Below are 19,278 nucleotides of genomic sequence, written 5' to 3'. Positions count from 1 at the left end.
CTCTTTCTCTTATATTGTAGAACCTATGCGATAAGTGTATAATTTACTTAAATTATAATATTTCGACTGTGTCAGGAGGGATATAGATGTCATCTGAATGTTTTGAAATGAAAGATGCCCTCAAATATGGAATTCACGCCGAAATCGAAGCGAAAAACTTTTACTCTCTTTGGGCCGATAATGTCACAGAAGAGCATTTAAAAAAGGAATTATTAGAACTTGCAGAATGGGAAAATAGCCACGAGGAAGATTTAAAGAAACTTTACTTTAAGATGTATGGGGAAGAATGTCCTATTGATCCAGAAATGGTCGTTTCCCCAGAACTAAAAGTTCAAACAAAAGATTTTGGTGAGGTAACATCTCTTCTCAGAATTGCTGGAGCTGCATATCTGTCAGAAATGAGAGCGATGGAATTTTATGAACGCCTCGCCAAAGAGAGCAGCGGAGAGTCCGCTGTTATGTTTAACAAGCTTAAAGATATGGAAAAAGGACATATGGATATTACCAAAAAACGCTATATGAAGATTCGTGAAGATGTTGTAGGATTCAGAGCTTTTTAAAGAACATCACAGACACAAAAGTAAACGACATAAAAGGGAAAAGGGAAACTTTCTTGTTGAAAGTTTCCCTTTTCTTCTTTATTCAATGTAAACGTATTTGCACCTGCTTATACGTTAGATGCTGCCTCTTTTTTTAACATACGACGCAAAACTTTCCCTGTACTTGACAGAGGGAAAGCATCTATAAACTCTACACTTCGCGGAACTTTGTAATGAGCTAGATGTTTTTTACAAAAATCTATAACTTCACGAGGGGTCAAGGATTCTCCCTGTTTTTTCTTCACATAGGCCTTAGGAACCTCTCCGTTCACTTGGTGAGGAATTCCTACAACAATCGCCTGTTCTATAGCTGGATGGGTCTGCAAAATAGCTTCTACTTCCTGAGGATACACATTAAAACCACCAACAATAATAATATCTGTTACGCGGTCAAGAATCTGAACATACCCATCAGAATCAACACGTACATAATCTCCCGTGTTAAACCACCCCTCTTGGAAGCGATCTGCAGACTTGTCAGGATCTCTGAAATATTGAGAAGTTACAGAATTTCCCTTAACCCAAAGCACACCTTCACCGGCAGAAGTTACGTCTTCTCCTGATTCATTTATCAGGCGCCATTGATAACCAGAAATGAAGGGACCAACCGTTCCTAACTTTCGTTCTTCATAAGAGCGATTTACACAAACAACTGGCGAACATTCAGTAAGACCGTACCCTTCAAGAACCTCAACTCCCAAGTATTCTTTCACTCGTGAATCTAGTTGCACATTCAATCTATCTCCACCACTTATAACAACTTTTAAACCTTCAGGTTTGGGAGCACCATGATCGATAGAAGAAAGAAGAAATGTAAGCATGGTCGGAACAACTAAGAGGACATTTGTTTTTGAATGGCTAATGGCCTCAAGCGTCCTATGGGGCGGTAGAAAAGAAGGTAATATCGTCTGTAGCATTCCGCACAAAAGAGGCATAAGACCAGCGACGGTAAAACCAAAAGAGTGAAAATTAGGCAAAACATTAAGAAAAATATCCCCTTCCCTCAACTCTGTTAACTCCTTGAAAACCGTAAGGGCATTGTGAAGAAGGTTTTTATGAGAGAGAGGAACTGCTTTAGGAAGACCTGTCGTTCCAGAAGTAGCAAATATAACGGCTAATTCTTCATCTCCTCTTTGAGAAGGTCGACCTTCCAAAGAACCCAAAGATGAGTCGAGAGGAGATATATACCAAGGGAAACCATTATCAGTAAGAGCTTGTTGCAAATCATCCATCTCGGTGCCAAGAATGACAGCAAAGGGATCTACAAGTTTGAGAATTCCCATAGATGTAGGAACCCCAGCTCTTGTATTTATCGGAACAATAGCTCCGCCTAAAGACCACACAGCTAGCGATAAGGCTAAAACCATCGGTGAATTTGGCATCATTACCGCCAATCTATGCCCTTTACCAAATCCACCCTTTTCGAGATTATCTTTACAAACAGCTGCGAGATCAGCTAATTTCCGTCCAGTCCACCATTCATCATTCCACCAGAGAACAGGCTGATTCCAATCTTTTTGAAGCCTGTTCATAATCCTATTTTCGAGCCGAAACACCATTTCCGTCATACTAGCCTCCAGATAAAGAGTGTCCAGTTTACAAAATATCACTGGCCGGTGACAATTTTACTGTGAAATAGGGAGAAGATCAAAAGGAGAATATAGAGCAAATATGTGATAGGATTTCGTTACAATAAAAAGGAGGTTTTCTTTTGAAAAACTACACTGATTATCTCAATCTCATCGACACCACAATAGATAAATACATCGACTCTATCTGGGAGCTAAACCTCTATATGGCCTCTCATCCAGAGTTGGGAGAACAAGAAGTAGAAGCCAGTAAAAGAATGCACGATTTTCTTCAAGGAAGTGGATACAAAACAACGCTTCCCTACTGCGATATTCCCACTTCCTTCTGTGCGGAAAAAGGAGATACTGGCCCCTCAGTAGCTCTTTTAGCTGAATATGATGCTTTGCCGGAAATAGGTCATGCGTGTGGACATTGCCTTCATGGAAGTATGTCATTACTTGCCGGACTTGCCCTTTCTCCTGTTCTTGACCATGTGCCAGGAAAAGTTTTTGTTATTGGTACACCTGCAGAAGAAACAAACGGAGCAAAGGTAACGTTGGCAAAAGAAGGAGTTTTTGACTCTATTGACTTGGCTATGATGATTCACTGCAACGATGTTACTAGTTACGTAGATTACCGATCATTAGCAATGGATGCCATCGAATTCACCTTTGACGGCCAAACTGCTCATGCAGCAGGAGCTCCATGGGAGGGACGCAATGCTCTTAATGGAGTGCAACTGTTTTTCCATGCTATCGATATGCTCAGACAACATGTCAAACCAAGTGTAAGAATGCATGGAATCGTTTCTCACGGCGGAGATGCTCCTAATATTGTTCCAGACAAAGCCAGTGCCAAATTTTATTTTAGAGCTCCTGAAAGGAAGTATCTCAATGTTGTTTTAGAAAAGATCTTTAATTGTGCCAAGGGAGCTGCTTTGGCAACAGAAACGACTGTACACTGGCGAAATGTAGAGTTCAGCTTTGACGAGATGCGCCCCAATAAAGCAGCAGAAAAAATGCTGGGAGAGATTTTTACAGAGTGCGGTGTCGCCACGATAAACTCACCTGGCCCAGGCGGATCCAGCGATATGGGTAATGTAAGCCAACACTGTGCGGCTCTTCAACCACTCCTTGCAATTACAGATGTATCGACACCACATCATACGAGATCTTTTGCTAAAGCTGTCACAACACCACAAGCCAAACAAGCATTAAAAACCGGAGCTGAAATTCTTGCAAAGGGAACTTTGCGTTTCATCCTTAATACTACACTTCAAGAAGAAATCAAAAAAGAATTTAATTCATATCGTTAACACATTAAGGGGCATTCGTATTTATGCGAACTGCCCCTCTTTTCCCTATCATGAGAATAATGTATTTTTTATACCAAATATGCCCTAGGTCCCATTGACAGCCATTTTTGCTAGTGATAAGCTCTTTTTCAAGAGATAGTGATTGAGATAACATTCTCAAGGAGGCGCTACCATGTGGGATCATAAAATATCAATTAATGAGATTAGAGAGATTAGAACAAAAACAACTGCCTATTTTGGCGTTGGAGCTATTAGAAAAATTGATGACATTATGGGAATTCTTTCTGCTCAGGGAATAAAAAAGGTTCTCTGCGTTACAGGACGCGGATCATATAAAAAAACAGGTGCCTGGAATTATGTCAGCGACGCTTTTAATAAGCATGGCATCGAACATGTACTTTACGATAAGATAACACCGAACCCAACAGCAGATGCTGTAGACGAAGCAACACAGATAGCACGCGATTTTGGAGCACAGGCAGTTATAGCTATAGGCGGTGGAAGCCCCATAGATGCAGGTAAAAGCGCAGCTATACTTCTGGAATATCCCCAAGAAAATGCTCGTTCTTTATATGAGTTGAAATTTGCGCCAACAAAAGCCGCTCCTGTTATTGCTATAAACCTCACCCACGGAACAGGTACAGAAGTTGACCGATTTGCCGTAGTGAGTATTCCTGAAAAAGAATATAAGCCAGCGATTGCTTACGATTGCATCTATCCGTTGTATGCTATTGATGATCCAGCTCTCATGACTGGTCTATCTCCAGACCAGACTCGTTACGTCTCTATCGATGCAGTCAACCACGTTGTGGAAGCAGCGACATCGGCAGCAGCAAGCCCCTACTCCATACTTTTAGCTCAAGAAACAGTACGTCTTGTTGCAACATATCTTCCTCAGGCATTACAACATCCTGAAGACTTAACTGCCCGCTATTTCCTGCTCTACGCATCTCTAATTGCAGGTGTAAGTTTTGATAATGGGCTTCTTCATTTCACTCATGCTCTTGAGCATCCTCTTTCTGCTGTAAAACCAGATTTAGCTCACGGCTTGGGGTTAGCTATGCTTCTTCCAGCCGTTTTAAAACAAATCTATCCGGCACAGCCAGAAGTACTTGCCGCTCTTTTTGCCCCTGTTGTCGATGGATTAAAAGGAATTCCGGCAGAGGGTGAAAAGGTAGCCCTCTCCGTAGAAAAATGGCTCTACTCTCTGGGAGTAACATCTAAACTTGCCGATGAAGGATATACAGAGAACGACCTTGATCGTCTCACCGAATTGGCCATGACAACACCGTCCCTTGATGGGTTGCTCGCGATTGCACCTGTACCAGCATCAAAAGAAGTTATTCGAACCATTTATAAAGACTCAATGAAGCCTTACTCCACCAAGTAAGATATTACGCATAGAGAGGGCGGCATCCCCAACCGTCCTCCAACAACGAAACCGGGGAGACCACCCTCTCCCCGGTTCCCCCTGTTTTAAAACATTTTATTTCTTACTGTATCCATCGACTTCAAAAGGAAGATCTATAACTTCATTTCCTTTTACCGAAAAAACTTTTTGCCAATTTGGCGAGTATCTTATTGGACAAGAAGGATTACCCTCTCCATCTTGCCATTGAAGAGGGAGGTCATACTCATCGTATAATACTGTTATCTCCCGTTTTTCCTTCATAAAAATTTTAAAAAGATTAAGTTCGTCAAGTCCAAAAAATTCATCGCAATACCCCTTGGCAAGCGAAAGAACGTTTCTGGGGATATGATCATAATCATCAAGTAAAATGGAATAAGGAGCAACTCGTATTCGTTCAGCTCGAAGAGGAACCCAAACTACCATCAGGTCTTTTTTGCCATTATGTTCCGGAAAAAAAGAAAAGGCACGATATACCTTCTCTGACATATAATACGCCTCCTTGTTTTATCCTCTATTGATAAAGTACAATTTCTACATCCTAACAGAAAGTTTTGGTGATTAATATGAATGACGGAGATCTTAGAAACCTTACACGTCAACTCATGGATGGAGCCATAGATCAGAATCTATTTATTCAAAGAATAAAAAGCCTTCCCTTTCAAGATCTAGGAGAAGTTAAACTTGATACACACAGAGCCCTGCGTAAAGGCTTTGCTGAGATCGTCTACTGTCCCGGCAAAAGTGACGAACAACTTCAACAAATAGCTAAGGCTCTTTCGGAAACACAAGAAAACGTTCTTTTTTCACGAGCAACAACACATCAATTCGACATTGTAAAATCTCTTCTTGAGGATGCTCAATATCATGAAAAAGCTCGTATGATTGGAATAAGACGTCGAGATATGGGAAAAAAGCCAGGGCTTGTAGTCGTAACTGCCGGTAGTAGTGATGTTCCTGTTGCTGAAGAAGCAGCAGTTACGGCTGAATATATGGGATGTGTTCCGAAACGACTCTACGATGTGGGAATAGCAGGTCTTCACAGACTTCTTGCCCATGTAGAAACCCTCCAGTCAGCAAAAGCTATTGTTGCTGTAGCCGGTATGGAAGGTGCTCTCCCTAGTGTTCTCGCAGGTCTTGTATCATGTCCTGTCGTCGGAGTTCCCACAAGCACAGGGTATGGAGCTAATTTAGCAGGCATGGCCCCTCTTCTAACAATGTTAAATTCATGCGCTTCCGGCGTTGCCGTTATGAATATTGATAACGGTCTTGGCGCCGGATTCTTTGCTGGGAAGATAGTCTTACAATCAGCCTAAAATAAAGATGAGGGCAAAAATAATTTTTTCTGCCCTCATCTTTATTTACTCTTTTGAATAAACTTCTCTTCCCTCTATAAACGTTCTAAGTACATGAGACCGTACATCAAGGGGATCTCCATCCCATAAAACGATATCTGCATCTTTGCCTTTTTCGAGGGTACCTACTTTGTCTGCAATACCTAAATGTTCTGCTGCAAAAATAGTAATAGCCTTCAAGGCAATATCTCGAGGTAACCCTGCTTTAAAAGCGAGAGCTGCACATACATAGAACTGATCAATAGGAATTACAGGATGGTCTGTTATGATGCAAAAATGGACTCCAGCATTATATAAAGTTGTCAAAGTCTGCCATGATGCATTCTTTAACTCAAGCTTGGGTTTACCGGTAAGAGTGGGGCCAATTGCTGCCATAATATTTTTTTCAGCTAAATAAGATGCTATAAGATGCCCCTCTGTACAATGTTCGATTGTGTAAAGAATATTAAATTCCTCTGCAATTCGAATTGCAGTAGCAATATCATCAGAACGATGGCAATGTATGCGCAGAGGCAATTCTCTGTTAATTACTGGGAGTAATGCTTCCATACCAAGATTCTTTTCAAAAAATTCTCCCTTTTTTTCAGCTTGCTCTTTTTTCCCCTGATAATTATGAGCATCGTTAAGTGCCTGACGCATTAAAGAAGCGTTAGCCATACGTGTCATAGGCATATTCGTTTTTCCGCCATACACACGCACTGGGTTTTCACCAAGAGCAGCCTTCATCCCAGAAGGAGCGCGAACAACCATTCTATCAACAACATCTGCACATGTTTTGACAATTGCTCCTTCTCCTCCAATAACATTGGCGCTTCCAGGTAAAATTTGAACACATGTTACTCCTCCAGAGAGAGCCTCGCTGAAACCAGGATCATCCTGATAAATGGCATCAAGAATCCGCAATTGAGGCGTAAGAGGATTTGTCATTTCGTTCCCATCTGACATACTCTCCGGATAACCTTGTATAAAAGCACCAAGATGGGTATGTGCATCAATAAGCCCAGGAGTAACGTACATTCCTGTTCCATCAATAATTTCAACGTCTGAAGGAAGAGTCAAACTTTCTCCTACGCTTACAATTTCTGATTCATTAAAAAGAACAGTTCCATTTTCAATGGGCTTACCAGTCATAGTTTCAATAGTGGCATGAATTATTGCTTTCATAAAAGTCCCTCCTGTATAAAAACTCGTGCATACAACAGAATTGTACCTTTGCTCTAAGCTTCTCTCAAGAGGTGTTATAATTCTTAATAGTATGCCAATCATGATTTAGACGGGAGGAATAAGATTCGGCATGATTAGTCGTTCATTAATCGAAAAAGTTTTTTCCGCAGCAAGTATCGAAAGATGGAATGACCATCCAAGGCCGGTGCAGTTTACAGAGTTGGCCAAACAAGCACATAAAATGATCATTGCCTATGTTATTGCCCGAGAAGAGGAAGATCACGGAACATCTATAGACTGGCATACTTTGATTGAAGGAGGTATTTTTGAATTTCTACATCGTGTTATTCTTACGGATATTAAACCTCCTGTTTTTCATAAACTCATGGCCCATAGAAGTGAAAGATATAAGCTGAATTCATGGGTGGTAGAACGTCTACGAAGTGACATAGAAGCCCTCTCTACGGACTTTTTTAACCGTTTTCAACACTATCTTTTAGATAATCCTGAATCAAACAAAGAGCGCAAGATTCTTCGCGCTGCTCACTATCTCGCAACAAAGTGGGAATTCGATTACATTTATGAATGGAGCAAACCACTATACGGCATAGATGCAACAAGAGATGAAATAAACAGACAGATAGAAGAACATAACGATCTCAGGGCCGTACAGACAATGCTAATGAATAGAGAGCTTCCGGACACACAAAAAGGGATATACGGTTTCACCGCTCTTGTGGGACAACTCCGCTTTCAAAAGAGATGGGCTCAAACTCCCAGAATTCCTCAAACATCCGTTCTGGGGCATCTTCTCATTGTTGCCATACTTTCATATTTTATCGCTATTGAAATAGGCGCATGCCCCCGTAGACAATATAACAACTTTTACGGAGGCCTTTTTCACGATCTTCCGGAAGTACTTACACGAGACATTATTTCTCCTGTAAAAAACTCCGTTGAAGGTTTAGATGATCTCATTAAAGAATATGAGCAGCAAGCTATGGAAGAAAAAATTTACCCGCTGCTTCCCTCTGGGTGGAGACGAGAAATTCGTTATTTTACTGAAAACGAATTCTCCAATCGCATCTGGCCTAACGACCAACCTTCACCTCAAATATTTCTGTCAGAGGAGATGGAAAACTCTCTAAACAAAAATGAATTTAATCCTGTCGATGGAAAGATTATCGAGGTATGTGATAAATTGTCTGCTTTTGTGGAAGCCTCTCTTTCTATGCGGACAGGAATAACATCACAAGCTTTGGATGAAGCTAAACGAAAATTATATAGCAGATATGCCAATAAGAAACTCTATGGATTCCCTATCGGCATGCTCTTTGATTTCTTTTGGTGACAACTATAGTCGCTCCTCTATTTTTAGTTAAGGAATTGAAGAGCGACTACAGCCAAAATGGCAGCACCTATTGGAAGACATTTTTCATCGACATCAAAGTATGGGCTATGAAGCGGATGAGTAAACCCTTTCTCTTTATTTCCCGTTCCTAAAAGGAAGTAGGCTCCTGGTGCTTTTTGAAGAAAATATGCAAAATCGTCGACACCCATTTCAGGTTCTTTCATAACCTGGACATTTGCCGCACCAAGTAGCTGACGACCACACTCTGCCACGAGGTTTGTCATCTCTTCATCATTGATAAGACTCGGATAACCTTCAGTAAAGTTAATTTCACCTATTGCTCCCAAAGCATCTGGAATATTCTGTACAATACGTCGAACCAAGGCTCTGGTAAATATGCGTGTGTCAGGATCCATTGTGCGAATAATACCCCGCATTTCAGCTCTATCGGCAATAATATTACCTGCTGTACCTGCATGAAAAGAACCAACGGTAATAACGACTGGATCAAAAGGAGAAGAACGTCTGCTCACAACTTGCTGAAGAGACGCAACCATCTCGGAACCAATGGCCACTGCATCTATTCCACGATGAGGTTGAGCACCATGACTACCCGTTCCATGAATGATAATATGAAACATATCAGAAGCAGCCCTGAATTTTCCATACCCAACGCCAACAGTTCCAGCTTCTAATTGGGGATCACAATGAAGTCCGAATACGGCATCAACCTTCGGTGAGTCCATTACATTTTCTTCAATCATGGGCAAAGCTCCGCCATCTGTCTCTTCAGCAGGTTGAAAAAAGAATTTTACAGTTCCCGACAAATTATCACGAAAATCTGTCAATAAAGACGCCGCCCCAAGAAGAGAAGCTGTATGTACGTCATGTCCACATGCATGCATACACCCTTCAATTTCAGAAACATAAGAAGCCTCATTTTTTTCAGAAACAGGTAAGGCATCCATATCAGCGCGGAAGGCAATAGTTTTACCCTTTTTTTGCCCTCGGAGAATTCCAACAACACCTGTTTTCGCAGCTCTATAGTGTTCGATTCCAAGAGCATCAAGTTCTTTTTCCACGAGCTGGGCCGTATTTTCACAGTTAAAATCCAATTCTGGATGCTTGTGGATATTTCGTCTCAAGGCAACAAGATGTTCTTTCCTCTCTTGAGCTAAAAGATAGAGATTTTCTGAATTCATAGTTAGGCCTCCATGCATTACAAAAAAATTTTCTAAAGTATCATACCAAATTTTACACGCTTCCGTTTCTTTTATTCTGCGAACATACTCTTGACGGGTACCCAAAGTCCCGTATAATCGACATCATAAAAGGAGGTGTTATTTTCTATGTTACGTAAGATAACAATCATTACCTTACTTCTTCTAGCAATAGCAGGAATATTTTATTTACGCGGAACAAAGGTGGAGAAAGTGCAGACTGAGACTATAGCAAAAGTACCTGCTACTCTTCCTTTAATTATAGATATAAGTGCAGCAGGGTGACCAGCCTGTGTTCAGATGTCCAAGGTTTTGGACGATTTCACACTGCAATACGGAGAATACGTTCAGGTCAAGAAGATTAATGTTATGCAAAATACGGAATTGGCAAAAAAATATGAAGTACGATACGTCCCCACTCTCGTTTTTGAAGATGGACAAGGTAATATTTTAGGAAAAGAAGTGGGTTTTATGCCTTTAGAGGATATTCTTAAGAAGTTAGAAGAATATGGTATCCAAATAAAGAAGAAGTAACAAGAAGGAGAATAAAATGCTGCATCTATTTGAATCAATTTACAGCACCCTCCATGCATCAAGCGGGCTTGCTTTAATGGCCGCCTTTATTTGGGGCATTTTCAGCATTTTGCTGAGCCCTTGCAATCTTGTTACTATACCTCTTGTTGTGGGGTATATCGAAAGCACACGAACTGCAAAAAGAGCGAGTGCTTTTGCTATTTCTTTAGCTTTTTCAGCAGGGATTTTTGTTAATTTGGCGCTTATCGGAATGGTACTCACATCTACCGGAATTTTAATGACAGACATTAGTTTGTATACGAATTACTTTGTTGCTGGAGTTTTCTTTCTCATAGGGCTCCATCTTTTAAATGTTATTACCCTTCCATGGTTCGGGCAAAAAGAGATCAAAGCGAACAAAAACAAGGGACTTCTGGGGGCACTTATACTTGGAGTCCTTTCCGGACTGGCCCTTGGGCCGTGTAGTTTTGCATACGTTGCTCCGCTTTTGGCCCTAACAATAAAAACAGCAACGACAAATCTGCCATTTGCTCTTCTACTTGTCTCCTTTTACGCTATTGGACACTGCTCAGTTATTGTCATAGCCGGAACATCAACAGACTTTGTTTCTAAGTTTTTAAAATGGGACGAAAAATCCAAGGCATTGACACGAGTCAATTATATTTGCGGTGTTCTTATTCTTATTGCAGGTCTTTACTTTATCTATACAGCTCCACTCTAAAATACAAAAAATGTAAGAGGGACATACCTTTTCGCTATGCCCCTCTTCATTTTCTTTTGTTCCGGATTGCTCGCCGGACTCTTTTCCCTAGTGGGATTATTACAGGAATTTCTTCCTGTGATTTATTGCTATTCAGTTGTTCGTGCGTAGAAGGTTCCATTACACTTATTTTCCCATCCCCTCCTTCGACGACCTTTTATTACATTTATATTCTATATTCGTTTTTAGCAAAGCGCAAAAGCCTCACAGTCCCATCTCAGGCACTGGAAGGTTCTGAAGAACTATTTAAGGGCAAAACAAGTCATTTTCTACTGTTATTGCATATTTTTGAAAAATCCCGCTTGTTCTACATGTCTATTTATCTTCATCATTAAAATCTAGCTTTTTTTGGACAGCAGTGGGAACAAATGAACGTAATCCAAGCACACGTTGCATCTCCAAAGCATTTTGCACAGCGTAATCTTTATAACAATTATTAAACATTATAAAAGTTACAGCTACATCTTGCGATATGTTTTCTATAGATCCCTTCCATTCTGTTAACTCTTCGTTTGTATAAAGATAACTAAAACGTTCTTGTACTGATGCTCCCTTCTTCTGCCACATTTCTGCATTTCTGCCATGAAAACGTATGACGCTTCCCCACGTCGCAGTAACAAGCCTTTCAGCGGGAACCGTCCATGAAAGCTGCGGCTCATCTACGATAACATAAGCCATATTACTATCTCTCAAAAGGATTTCTAAATCATTTCGCCCCTTATTAAACCAACTTCGGTGACGAACCTCTATTGCTACTTTGAAAGGAGGAGTTATCTCCGCCAAACGCTCAAAATATTTTAAAGCTGGGCGAGAATATTTAAACCATGGTGGAAGTTGAAAAAGGATGTACCCCAACCTTCCCATCTGATGAAGTGGCGTTACAAGAGTAACAAATTGTTTCCATAAAGCACGACGAAGGGGGAAAGGAACATTTTGATGCTGTATTCGCTGACCATGCACAGGTTGGGGTAATTCGTTACGAATCCATTGGGGCAAACTATTGTATGAAACCTTGTGATATGTAAAAAGGCCATACGCCTTTATGTTAAAAATAAAACCTGGCGGTGTTTGTACAACCCATCGATATACAGATGATTCATGAGGAAGAGCATAAAAAGTACTATCTACTTCAACAGTTGAAAACCTTTCCGAATAAAAACGGAGACGATTTTCTGAATTTGAAACAAAATGAGGGTACCAACCACTCTCTAAAAGAGAACGATCACTCCACGAGCATGTTCCTACGTGCAGTTTTTCCATTGACAATCCCCCGCAACAAACAATTTTATCTTTTTTGTATATATTTACTTTTTATAGATACAAATATATTTTATATATTATAATAATAAAATTAACACACTTAAATATACAATTCAAAAAAGGAGGTTGCATAATGCCAGAAATATCGGAACGAGAACAATGGGGTAGCAAGCTGGGTTTTATCTTAGCAGCAGCTGGTTCTGCCATTGGTCTCGGAAGTATTTGGCGTTTCCCCTACATAACGGGGCAATACGGTGGAGCCGCATTTGTGCTAGTCTATACTCTCCTTGTCTTTTCTATCGGAATTTCTCTCATGATGGCAGAAATAGTTATAGGCCGCCGCGGGAAACTCAACGCTGTAGGATCATTTAAGGCCTTAGGAGGAGGAGCATGGTCTATTGTTGGCTGGCTCGGCGTTATAGCCGCATTTATTATACTTTCGTATTATGGTGTAATCGGCGGCTGGACTATAGCTTACTTCATAAAATCTTTCACCGGTTTAACATCTCACAGTAGCAGTGGCCAAATCGCTAAGACATTCGAAATTTTTGTATCAAATGCTGGGTCTGTCATTTTTTATCAGGTACTTTTTATGGCGGCAACGATTTTTGTCGTGTATAACGGCGTTGGCGGTGGTATTGAACGTCTTTGTAAAATCTGCATGCCTGCACTTTTCATTCTTATGTTAATTCTTATTCTACGATCTGTCACCCTTCCAGGAGCCTCAAAGGGACTTTCTTTTTTCCTCAAGCCCGACTTTACAAAAATAACAGGAGAAGTTCTTCTTGCTGCTCTTGGGCAGGCATTCTTCTCTTTATCTCTGGGGATAGGAGCAATGATCATATACGGAAGTTATCTACCAGAAGATTCGAATATTCCTTCATCAAGTGCTCAAATATGCTTTCTCACTCTTCTTATTTCAATTATGGCCGGCCTTATTATTTTCCCTTCTCTATTTGCTTTTAACATGGAACCTGCGGCGGGAGCAGGTTTAACCTTTATAACTTTACCTGTTGTTTTTGCAAAAATGCCAGCTGGATTTTTATGGTCTGCTTTATTCTTTGTTCTCTTCTTTTTTGCGGCCCTCACCTCTTCCGTATCTCTTTTAGAAGTAGTTGCATCTTATTTTATAGACAACTTTGGCTGGAAAAGGTCGCGCGCCACTCTTGTTCTCGGAATTATCATTACTATTGCAGGCATTCCTTCAGCCCTTTCACAAGGAGCGGTCCCCATTAATCTCTTCGGAAAATCTTTTCTTGACGCCGCAGATTTTTTTGCCTCAAATCTTCTCATGCCTTTAGGTGGGTTCTTCATCTCTCTTTTCCTAGGCTGGAAAATACATAATATTGCAAAAGAGGAAATCAATAATCTGTCAGAAAACTCTTTTCCACTTACCAAAACATGGCTTTTTATTCTCCAGTACATTGCACCTATCTGTATCGCCATAATATTTATTTCAGGACTAAGAAGTTAATTTGATAAGGGGGTGTTCGACATGAGAAAAAGATTTTTAAGTTTTCCACTCGTCTTTTTAGTTCTTTTGATGAGTTCTCTGGCATGGGGGAGCACACAAATGGACCAAATTATGCAACGGGAAAAAATTATTATCGCTATTCCCGATTTCGACTACTACCCCTTCTCCTTTGAAGAGGATGGAGAATTTAAAGGGTTTGACATTGATCTGGGAAAACGTATAGCAAATGAATTAGGAGTAAAAGTGCAATTTATCAGAGCTTCTTGGGATGGTCTTATCGCCCTTTCCTGGTACTCTGATTATCCATGGACAAAATTTGATATTGCGATTGCATCAATAACAGTAAAGGAAACCCGCGCACAAGTATGTAATTTTTCTGAGTGGTACTTCTACACAGGAGAAAGACTTCTCGTTCGAAAAGAGGACAACTACAGTCATATTTTGGATCTCACTGGACAAAAGATAGGAGTTGTAGCTGGCTCTACAAGCTACGACACAGCAAAAAAAGAACTTGCAGCCCACACCATTTCTTACCCCACTCCAGATAAAGCAGTACTAGCACTTCTTAACAGAGAGGTTGATGCTGTTTTAACAGATGGCGTCATTGTTCTTAATGCAATAAAAGAGAATAACATGCTTACGCTATTGGGAGATATGCTAACTACAGAAAAATATGCTATAGCTTTACCCCAAGGGGCACAAGATTTAAAGATCGTTCTTGATAAAGTTGTTGTTGAAAATCGAAAAGAACTTTATGAAAAATGGTTTAAAAATTAAGAAAGACTAAGAAAGGGATGGGGAAAATTTTCCCCATCCCTTTCTTAGTCTATATATAATATTATTTTTTATAGACGTCTCGCGGATTCCATTTCTCCCAAACCTTAGAAACAAGATCAATTCCAGGCTCAAGAACTTTTCCACCAGGCTGCCACCCAGAAGGTGTAACCTGAGATCCACCAGTTTTTCTCACCAATTGAAAAGCCTTAATCTGTCGTATTGTTTCATCAACATTACGTCCTACAGGCGGAGTAAGCACTTCCATCGCCTGAATGACACCGTCTGGATCTATAATAAAACGGCCTCGTACATTTACTCCAGCATCTGGATCATACACCCCATAAGCTCTTCCTATATTTCCTCCACCATCTGAAGCCATATGGAACGGAACTCCGCCATCTACCATTTTTGAAAGCTCCGTATCATTCCATACTTTATGTACAAATTGACTGTCCACACTAATCGAAATAACTTCAACACCCAACTCTTTAAATTCCTCATATCTGTCAGCAACTGCTGACACTTCTGTAGCTCACACAAAGGTAAAATCTCCAGGATAGAAACAAAGCAAAACCCATTTCCCGGCAAAATCCGACAATTTAACGGATGTAAATGTTCCATTATGATACGCTGGAGCAGTAAAATCAGGAGCTTTTCTGCCAACCATAATTGTCATTGAGCTCTCCTCCTTTGCAATGGCTAAATCTTTGCCTGCATCTTTTTCGTGTTCATGTTCCTCAGTTACAGCAGCAGGAACAACACAACCACTCTTTTTCTCCACCATTCACTCTTCACCTCCTAAGAGTTAATAGTTGATCGTACCACAAAAAAGCCATGGCTGTTTGATTTATAAAACTTATAACGGAGAAGAGAGCACCGGCTCTACAATTTGTCTTACATTCTTAAGCCAAAAGCTAAAATCTGTAGCTTTTACCAAGGAAGCTATAGTAAAAAATTCGTCTTGAGAACTTCCAGCAGAATCATGACCCAGGGCCTTTTCAAAGTTGCTCAAACTCACTTTATACATACGCTCTTCTTTATGACGTGCTGTTGCCATTAATGGTTTGAGACAAAAGGCAATTAAATCATCTTCAACATTTTCACATATTGTGACCGTGTAAGGGACGTCTCCTAACGCCTTTTGGGGGAAATCAACTCTTCTCTTTCGCTTATACCCCTGCTTCAAAAGGAAATCAACGCTATCGTAATTTTCCTCTCTGGTTATATCTTGAACAACCTCCCAATGACGAGTAAAAGCTTTTATTTTCTGTTGAAAAGACAAAAGGGGCGAACTCATCTCTTTTGCTATAAGAGCAGGCTGACGAAGACTTCCCCAAACATCGACATCTGTAGTTGTTGGTCTCTGCCAAAGGTGGTCTGAAAGTTCTGACGCTACTTCTTCTGAAAGAGAGAAACCTAAAAGCAACGCAACTGCTGAAAAATAAAGATGGCGATACCAGCGTTCAGGATTGCAAGAAGCTAACTGTCTCGTTATTCCCTTTGCCCGAAGAGCCACAACGGAGCGATCATCACCTATATGTATACCTTCTATTTTTTCTTCAAGATGCGCCTCTTCTTTCGCAAGAGGAAAAGAGGGAGAAAAAATTTGTTCCTCCATATCAGCAAGCCAGAGACTTTGACGTTTTTCTTCAGATAAAAGGGCACGATCTTCTCGAGATATGAGCACTTTGGGTTCATGAAGATAATCAGAGAAAAGGAGAGCTGTTTTCCAAACTAACATTTTAAAAGGAACTATTGCTGCTTCAGTAGAGAGAAGCTCTTGAATAACTGGCAAGAGCTGGGCAAGGGAATATTTTTCGATTTTCCCGTCTTTTCTTTTGAGAGATATAGATTTATTCTCTCCTTCCAGCCAAGAGAAACGCACTGTCTTGCCACTATCTTTCCCTTTATTATATATAACAAGACGAGGGACTGCTCCTCGGGACCAAAGTTGCAAGCCTAAATGATCATCGACGTCTATAGATTGAAGAATTGCTTGTTCCTTCATTTACGACCTTCCTTTTCATACATTTTGCCCTCTATCACATTTATAATCAAAGTGATATGATGTAATAAATGTACAGAGAGGGGGTATTTAAATGGTTAAAACCTTAAAAATCATAATACAGCAAAGGCGATTTGCCGTGGGTTGTTGTGGCGGAACACCTTACGGTGAAGATGAAAAAGCTACATCGCCACAAGAACGACAATATGAAACCTTAGGGCCTCTTCTTACACGAATTAAAGAACACTATAGAGCTGAAATAGAAATAACGATGGTCGATCCACGTAACATCTTATCTCTTATCGACAATGTCCGCTATAATATTAAAGGAAATGTTCCCGCATGGATACTCGAAGGAGAAAAAATTTATGAAGGAATTCCTACGTGGGAACAAATTCATTCAATTCTTGAATCAAAGTTAAAAAATAACCGTTAAGTTTTCTAAATTCACTCCGTGGTTCTATCTACAGGTATTTTTATAACCTTCTTTTGCTGTTAACCAAAAGAGAACATAGAGCTTGGACTTGCTACTCTTTGGAAATTAGAGTATTATGTTCGTTTGTCTCAAGCTATTTTTAGGAAACTGCATATTCCAGGGAGTTGTTATGAATGGTTCAAGCAGAAAAGATTAGAAATCTCGCTATTATCGCACATATCGATCATGGCAAAACGACACTTATCGACTCTATATTTAAATCCGCTCAAGTATTCCGAAAAGGGGCACACGTAGAAGAAAGAGTAATGGATAGCAATGAAATAGAGAGGGAACGAGGCATTACCATAAGGGCCAAACACTGCACCGTAGAATGGAAAGATTACCTTATAAATATTATCGACACCCCAGGCCACGCCGATTTCTCAGGAGAAGTGGAACGTATTCTTTCAACGGTTGACTCTGTCCTTTTATTAGTAGATGCCAATGAAGGCCCAATGCCACAAACACGTTATGTTCTTATGAGGGCTCTGGCTATGGGACTTCGCCCCATAGTTTTCATAAACAAAATAGATCGGCCTAATGCGAATCCAACAGTTGTATTAAATCAGACATTTGATCTGTTTATTGAACTCGGAGCGACAGAAGAACAGGTTGATTTCCCTATTCTTTACGGTTCCGGCCTTGATGGCTGGGCAGTAAGAGATCTTGAAAAAGATCCTCACGAAGGGATGAATGCTCTCTTCGAAACAATAATTGACTATGTACCTGCACCGCATGTCGATCCTCATTCCCCTTTTCTGATGCAGGTTAGCACCTTAGCATGGAATGAATATACAGGCCGTATTGGGTGTGGAAAAGTTCTTCAAGGAACGCTTCGAAAGGGAGAAGACTTCATTCGTTACTCAACAAAATGGAAAGATGTCGCCAATAAAAGTGGCGAATGGGAAGTCTGCGGGAAAGAAGAGACTCGATCCGTCAAAATGTGGATTACTCGCGGTCTTGACCGCCAAGAAGTTGAAGAGATATCTGCTGGTGACATTGTCTGGATATCTGGTCCACAGGAAATCAACATTGGAGATACGTTCTGTTCGCCAGAGATTGAAGGCAAAACTCTTCAGCCATTGGCTATAGAAGAACCAACTGTTTCCATGTTTTTCCTTATAAATAACGGACCCTTTTCAGGACGAGAAGGACAACCCATTACACTCAGACAATTAAAAGCAAGACTTGAAAGAGAGATGCATGTCAATGTAGCTCTCCGCGTAGAGGATATAGGACGTCCTGACGGTCTTAAGGTTTCTGGACGAGGTGAGCTACATCTTTCTATTCTCATAGAGGAAATGAGACGGGAAGGAATGGAATTCTGTGTATCGAAACCAGAAGTAATTACACGAAATGAAAATGATCGCCTGTTGGAACCTATGGAAGAACTTACTATTGACGTTCCTGAAGAGTATCAGGGAGTTGTTTTTGAAAAACTCTCTAGAAGAAAAGCCAGACTTCTTTCTATGGAAAATACGCGAACAGGTCTTATACGTCTCGTATTCCAAATTCCTACTCGAGGTCTTATCGGATACCGAGGAGAATTTTTGACGGATACGAGAGGGCTGGGAATCATGAATACCATTTTTACTGGATATGGCGAATGGGCTGGAGAAATTTCACCACGCAATCGTGGAAGTATGGTCAGTCTTGATACAGGAGAAGCTACAAGTTACCAGCTTGAAAACCTTCAAGAACGAGGGACTCTCTTTATAGAACCTGGCGATCCTGTATATGAGGGAATGATCGTCGGGGAAAACTCAAGACCAGGGGATCTTCCGTGTAATCCGACTAAAAAGAAACAAGCGACAAACCATCGCTCGGCTACAAAAGATATGACAATTAAGCTTGATGTACCGCGTAAAATGTCTCTTGAAAAAGCCATGGAATGGATTGCTGATGAAGAACTTGTTGAAGTAACACCTAAATCAATCAGAATACGAAAAGCTATTCTTGATTCTCAAGAGCGAAAAAAAGCTTCAAAAAAAGCTAGCTAAAATTATATGCCT

Annotated in this window: 19 protein-coding genes; 12 read left to right on the top strand and 7 right to left on the bottom strand. The window is 40.5% G+C overall.

The window, feature by feature from the left end; all coding sequences use genetic code 11:
- Nucleotides 1-86: 86 nt before the first annotated feature.
- Entirely contained in the window at nucleotides 87-560 is a 474-nt protein-coding gene (locus RBH88_RS01550) for a ferritin family protein (RefSeq protein WP_213690007.1), read from the top strand.
- Nucleotides 561-667: 107 nt separating this feature from the next.
- On the opposite strand, the gene RBH88_RS01545 is transcribed toward RBH88_RS01550, so the two are convergent.
- Nucleotides 668-2,167: an AMP-binding protein gene (locus tag RBH88_RS01545; protein ID WP_307879800.1), complete on the bottom strand. Its 1,500-nt coding sequence runs from the start codon at nucleotides 2,165-2,167 to the stop codon at nucleotides 668-670.
- A gap of 143 nt (nucleotides 2,168-2,310) precedes the next feature.
- Between RBH88_RS01545 and RBH88_RS01540 the strand changes: the two genes are divergently transcribed.
- Nucleotides 2,311-3,483, top strand: a complete 1,173-nt coding sequence (locus tag RBH88_RS01540) for a M20 family metallopeptidase (RefSeq protein WP_213691742.1) — start codon at nucleotides 2,311-2,313, stop codon at nucleotides 3,481-3,483.
- A gap of 172 nt (nucleotides 3,484-3,655) precedes the next feature.
- Nucleotides 3,656-4,873, top strand: a complete 1,218-nt coding sequence (locus RBH88_RS01535; RefSeq protein WP_213691743.1) for an iron-containing alcohol dehydrogenase — start codon at nucleotides 3,656-3,658, stop codon at nucleotides 4,871-4,873.
- A 96-nt stretch (nucleotides 4,874-4,969) separates the two neighbouring features.
- Here RBH88_RS01535 and RBH88_RS01530 read toward each other — a convergent pair whose 3' ends face one another.
- Nucleotides 4,970-5,380 (bottom strand): hypothetical protein, encoded by a 411-nt coding sequence (locus RBH88_RS01530; protein ID WP_213691744.1) that lies wholly within the window; start codon nucleotides 5,378-5,380, stop codon nucleotides 4,970-4,972.
- 77 nt (nucleotides 5,381-5,457) lie between these two features.
- On the opposite strand from RBH88_RS01530, the gene larB reads away from it, so the two are divergent.
- Nucleotides 5,458-6,207 carry a nickel pincer cofactor biosynthesis protein LarB gene (gene larB, locus RBH88_RS01525; protein WP_213691756.1) on the top strand — a complete coding sequence of 250 codons (750 nt, stop codon included), beginning with the start codon at nucleotides 5,458-5,460 and terminating at the stop codon, nucleotides 6,205-6,207.
- A 45-nt stretch (nucleotides 6,208-6,252) separates the two neighbouring features.
- On the opposite strand, the gene RBH88_RS01520 is transcribed toward larB, so the two are convergent.
- Nucleotides 6,253-7,410 (bottom strand): amidohydrolase, encoded by a 1,158-nt coding sequence (locus RBH88_RS01520; RefSeq protein WP_213691745.1) that lies wholly within the window; start codon nucleotides 7,408-7,410, stop codon nucleotides 6,253-6,255.
- A 130-nt stretch (nucleotides 7,411-7,540) separates the two neighbouring features.
- On the opposite strand from RBH88_RS01520, the gene RBH88_RS01515 reads away from it, so the two are divergent.
- A complete protein-coding gene (locus tag RBH88_RS01515) occupies nucleotides 7,541-8,761 on the top strand; it encodes an HD domain-containing protein (RefSeq protein WP_213691746.1) in 1,221 nt (406 codons plus the stop codon).
- Nucleotides 8,762-8,784: 23 nt separating this feature from the next.
- On the opposite strand, the gene RBH88_RS01510 is transcribed toward RBH88_RS01515, so the two are convergent.
- A complete protein-coding gene (locus RBH88_RS01510; RefSeq protein WP_213701402.1) occupies nucleotides 8,785-9,963 on the bottom strand; it encodes a M20 family metallopeptidase in 1,179 nt (392 codons plus the stop codon).
- Between the two features lie 147 nt (nucleotides 9,964-10,110).
- On the opposite strand from RBH88_RS01510, the gene RBH88_RS01505 reads away from it, so the two are divergent.
- From RBH88_RS01505 to RBH88_RS01495, 3 genes are read left to right on the top strand one after another with little or no spacing between them, the layout of a single operon-like run.
- The gene (locus tag RBH88_RS01505) at nucleotides 10,111-10,266 is read left to right on the top strand and encodes a hypothetical protein (RefSeq protein ID WP_213691748.1); all 156 of its coding nucleotides are present in this window, start codon (nucleotides 10,111-10,113) and stop codon (nucleotides 10,264-10,266) included.
- A 15-nt stretch (nucleotides 10,267-10,281) separates the two neighbouring features.
- A complete protein-coding gene (locus tag RBH88_RS01500) occupies nucleotides 10,282-10,515 on the top strand; it encodes a co-chaperone YbbN (protein ID WP_213695870.1) in 234 nt (77 codons plus the stop codon).
- A gap of 16 nt (nucleotides 10,516-10,531) precedes the next feature.
- Nucleotides 10,532-11,236, top strand: coding sequence for a cytochrome c biogenesis CcdA family protein (locus tag RBH88_RS01495; RefSeq protein ID WP_213691750.1), 705 nt, complete (start codon nucleotides 10,532-10,534; stop codon nucleotides 11,234-11,236).
- Between the two features lie 354 nt (nucleotides 11,237-11,590).
- Here the strand turns inward: RBH88_RS01495 and RBH88_RS01490 are convergent, their stop codons facing one another.
- Entirely contained in the window at nucleotides 11,591-12,535 is a 945-nt protein-coding gene (locus RBH88_RS01490) for a DUF72 domain-containing protein (protein ID WP_213691751.1), read from the bottom strand.
- A gap of 133 nt (nucleotides 12,536-12,668) precedes the next feature.
- Between RBH88_RS01490 and RBH88_RS01485 the strand changes: the two genes are divergently transcribed.
- Together RBH88_RS01485 and RBH88_RS01480 are read left to right on the top strand one after the other, a co-directional pair.
- Entirely contained in the window at nucleotides 12,669-14,009 is a 1,341-nt protein-coding gene (locus RBH88_RS01485; RefSeq protein ID WP_307879799.1) for a sodium-dependent transporter, read from the top strand.
- A gap of 21 nt (nucleotides 14,010-14,030) precedes the next feature.
- Complete coding sequence (locus RBH88_RS01480; protein WP_213691752.1) at nucleotides 14,031-14,786, top strand: ABC transporter substrate-binding protein; 756 nt, start codon at nucleotides 14,031-14,033, stop codon at nucleotides 14,784-14,786.
- A 61-nt stretch (nucleotides 14,787-14,847) separates the two neighbouring features.
- Here RBH88_RS01480 and prxU read toward each other — a convergent pair whose 3' ends face one another.
- Complete coding sequence (gene prxU, locus RBH88_RS01475; RefSeq protein WP_307879798.1) at nucleotides 14,848-15,570, bottom strand: thioredoxin-dependent peroxiredoxin; 723 nt, start codon at nucleotides 15,568-15,570, stop codon at nucleotides 14,848-14,850.
- A 72-nt stretch (nucleotides 15,571-15,642) separates the two neighbouring features.
- Nucleotides 15,643-16,794: a hypothetical protein gene (locus RBH88_RS01470; protein WP_307879797.1), complete on the bottom strand. Its 1,152-nt coding sequence runs from the start codon at nucleotides 16,792-16,794 to the stop codon at nucleotides 15,643-15,645.
- Nucleotides 16,795-16,885: 91 nt separating this feature from the next.
- On the opposite strand from RBH88_RS01470, the gene RBH88_RS01465 reads away from it, so the two are divergent.
- Nucleotides 16,886-17,227, top strand: coding sequence for a hypothetical protein (locus RBH88_RS01465; RefSeq protein WP_213691826.1), 342 nt, complete (start codon nucleotides 16,886-16,888; stop codon nucleotides 17,225-17,227).
- 173 nt (nucleotides 17,228-17,400) lie between these two features.
- Complete coding sequence (typA, locus tag RBH88_RS01460; RefSeq protein ID WP_213691825.1) at nucleotides 17,401-19,266, top strand: translational GTPase TypA; 1,866 nt, start codon at nucleotides 17,401-17,403, stop codon at nucleotides 19,264-19,266.
- Nucleotides 19,267-19,278 lie beyond the last annotated feature (12 nt).

Source organism: Aminobacterium sp. MB27-C1 (genome assembly GCF_030908405.1).
GTDB lineage: Bacteria > Synergistota > Synergistia > Synergistales > Aminobacteriaceae > Aminobacterium.
The sequence above is the reverse complement of the archived record's forward strand: the minus strand, read 5'-3'. Positions and strand labels throughout refer to the sequence as shown.

Excerpts from the sequence above, each read along its gene's own strand:
- RBH88_RS01550 (WP_213690007.1), top strand. The coding sequence starts at position 87 with ATGTCATCTGAATGTTTTGAAATGAAAGATGCCCTCAAATATGGAATT.
- RBH88_RS01545 (WP_307879800.1), bottom strand. The coding sequence starts at position 2,167 with ATGACGGAAATGGTGTTTCGGCTCGAAAATAGGATTATGAACAGGCTT.
- RBH88_RS01535 (WP_213691743.1), top strand. The coding sequence starts at position 3,656 with ATGTGGGATCATAAAATATCAATTAATGAGATTAGAGAGATTAGAACA.
- RBH88_RS01530 (WP_213691744.1), bottom strand. The coding sequence starts at position 5,380 with ATGTCAGAGAAGGTATATCGTGCCTTTTCTTTTTTTCCGGAACATAAT.
- larB (WP_213691756.1), top strand. The coding sequence starts at position 5,458 with ATGAATGACGGAGATCTTAGAAACCTTACACGTCAACTCATGGATGGA.
- RBH88_RS01520 (WP_213691745.1), bottom strand. The coding sequence starts at position 7,410 with ATGAAAGCAATAATTCATGCCACTATTGAAACTATGACTGGTAAGCCC.
- RBH88_RS01515 (WP_213691746.1), top strand. The coding sequence starts at position 7,541 with ATGATTAGTCGTTCATTAATCGAAAAAGTTTTTTCCGCAGCAAGTATC.
- RBH88_RS01510 (WP_213701402.1), bottom strand. The coding sequence starts at position 9,963 with ATGAATTCAGAAAATCTCTATCTTTTAGCTCAAGAGAGGAAAGAACAT.
- RBH88_RS01505 (WP_213691748.1), top strand. The coding sequence starts at position 10,111 with ATGTTACGTAAGATAACAATCATTACCTTACTTCTTCTAGCAATAGCA.
- RBH88_RS01500 (WP_213695870.1), top strand. The coding sequence starts at position 10,282 with ATGTCCAAGGTTTTGGACGATTTCACACTGCAATACGGAGAATACGTT.
- RBH88_RS01495 (WP_213691750.1), top strand. The coding sequence starts at position 10,532 with ATGCTGCATCTATTTGAATCAATTTACAGCACCCTCCATGCATCAAGC.
- RBH88_RS01490 (WP_213691751.1), bottom strand. The coding sequence starts at position 12,535 with ATGGAAAAACTGCACGTAGGAACATGCTCGTGGAGTGATCGTTCTCTT.
- RBH88_RS01485 (WP_307879799.1), top strand. The coding sequence starts at position 12,669 with ATGCCAGAAATATCGGAACGAGAACAATGGGGTAGCAAGCTGGGTTTT.
- RBH88_RS01480 (WP_213691752.1), top strand. The coding sequence starts at position 14,031 with ATGAGAAAAAGATTTTTAAGTTTTCCACTCGTCTTTTTAGTTCTTTTG.
- RBH88_RS01470 (WP_307879797.1), bottom strand. The coding sequence starts at position 16,794 with ATGAAGGAACAAGCAATTCTTCAATCTATAGACGTCGATGATCATTTA.
- RBH88_RS01465 (WP_213691826.1), top strand. The coding sequence starts at position 16,886 with ATGGTTAAAACCTTAAAAATCATAATACAGCAAAGGCGATTTGCCGTG.
- typA (WP_213691825.1), top strand. The coding sequence starts at position 17,401 with ATGGTTCAAGCAGAAAAGATTAGAAATCTCGCTATTATCGCACATATC.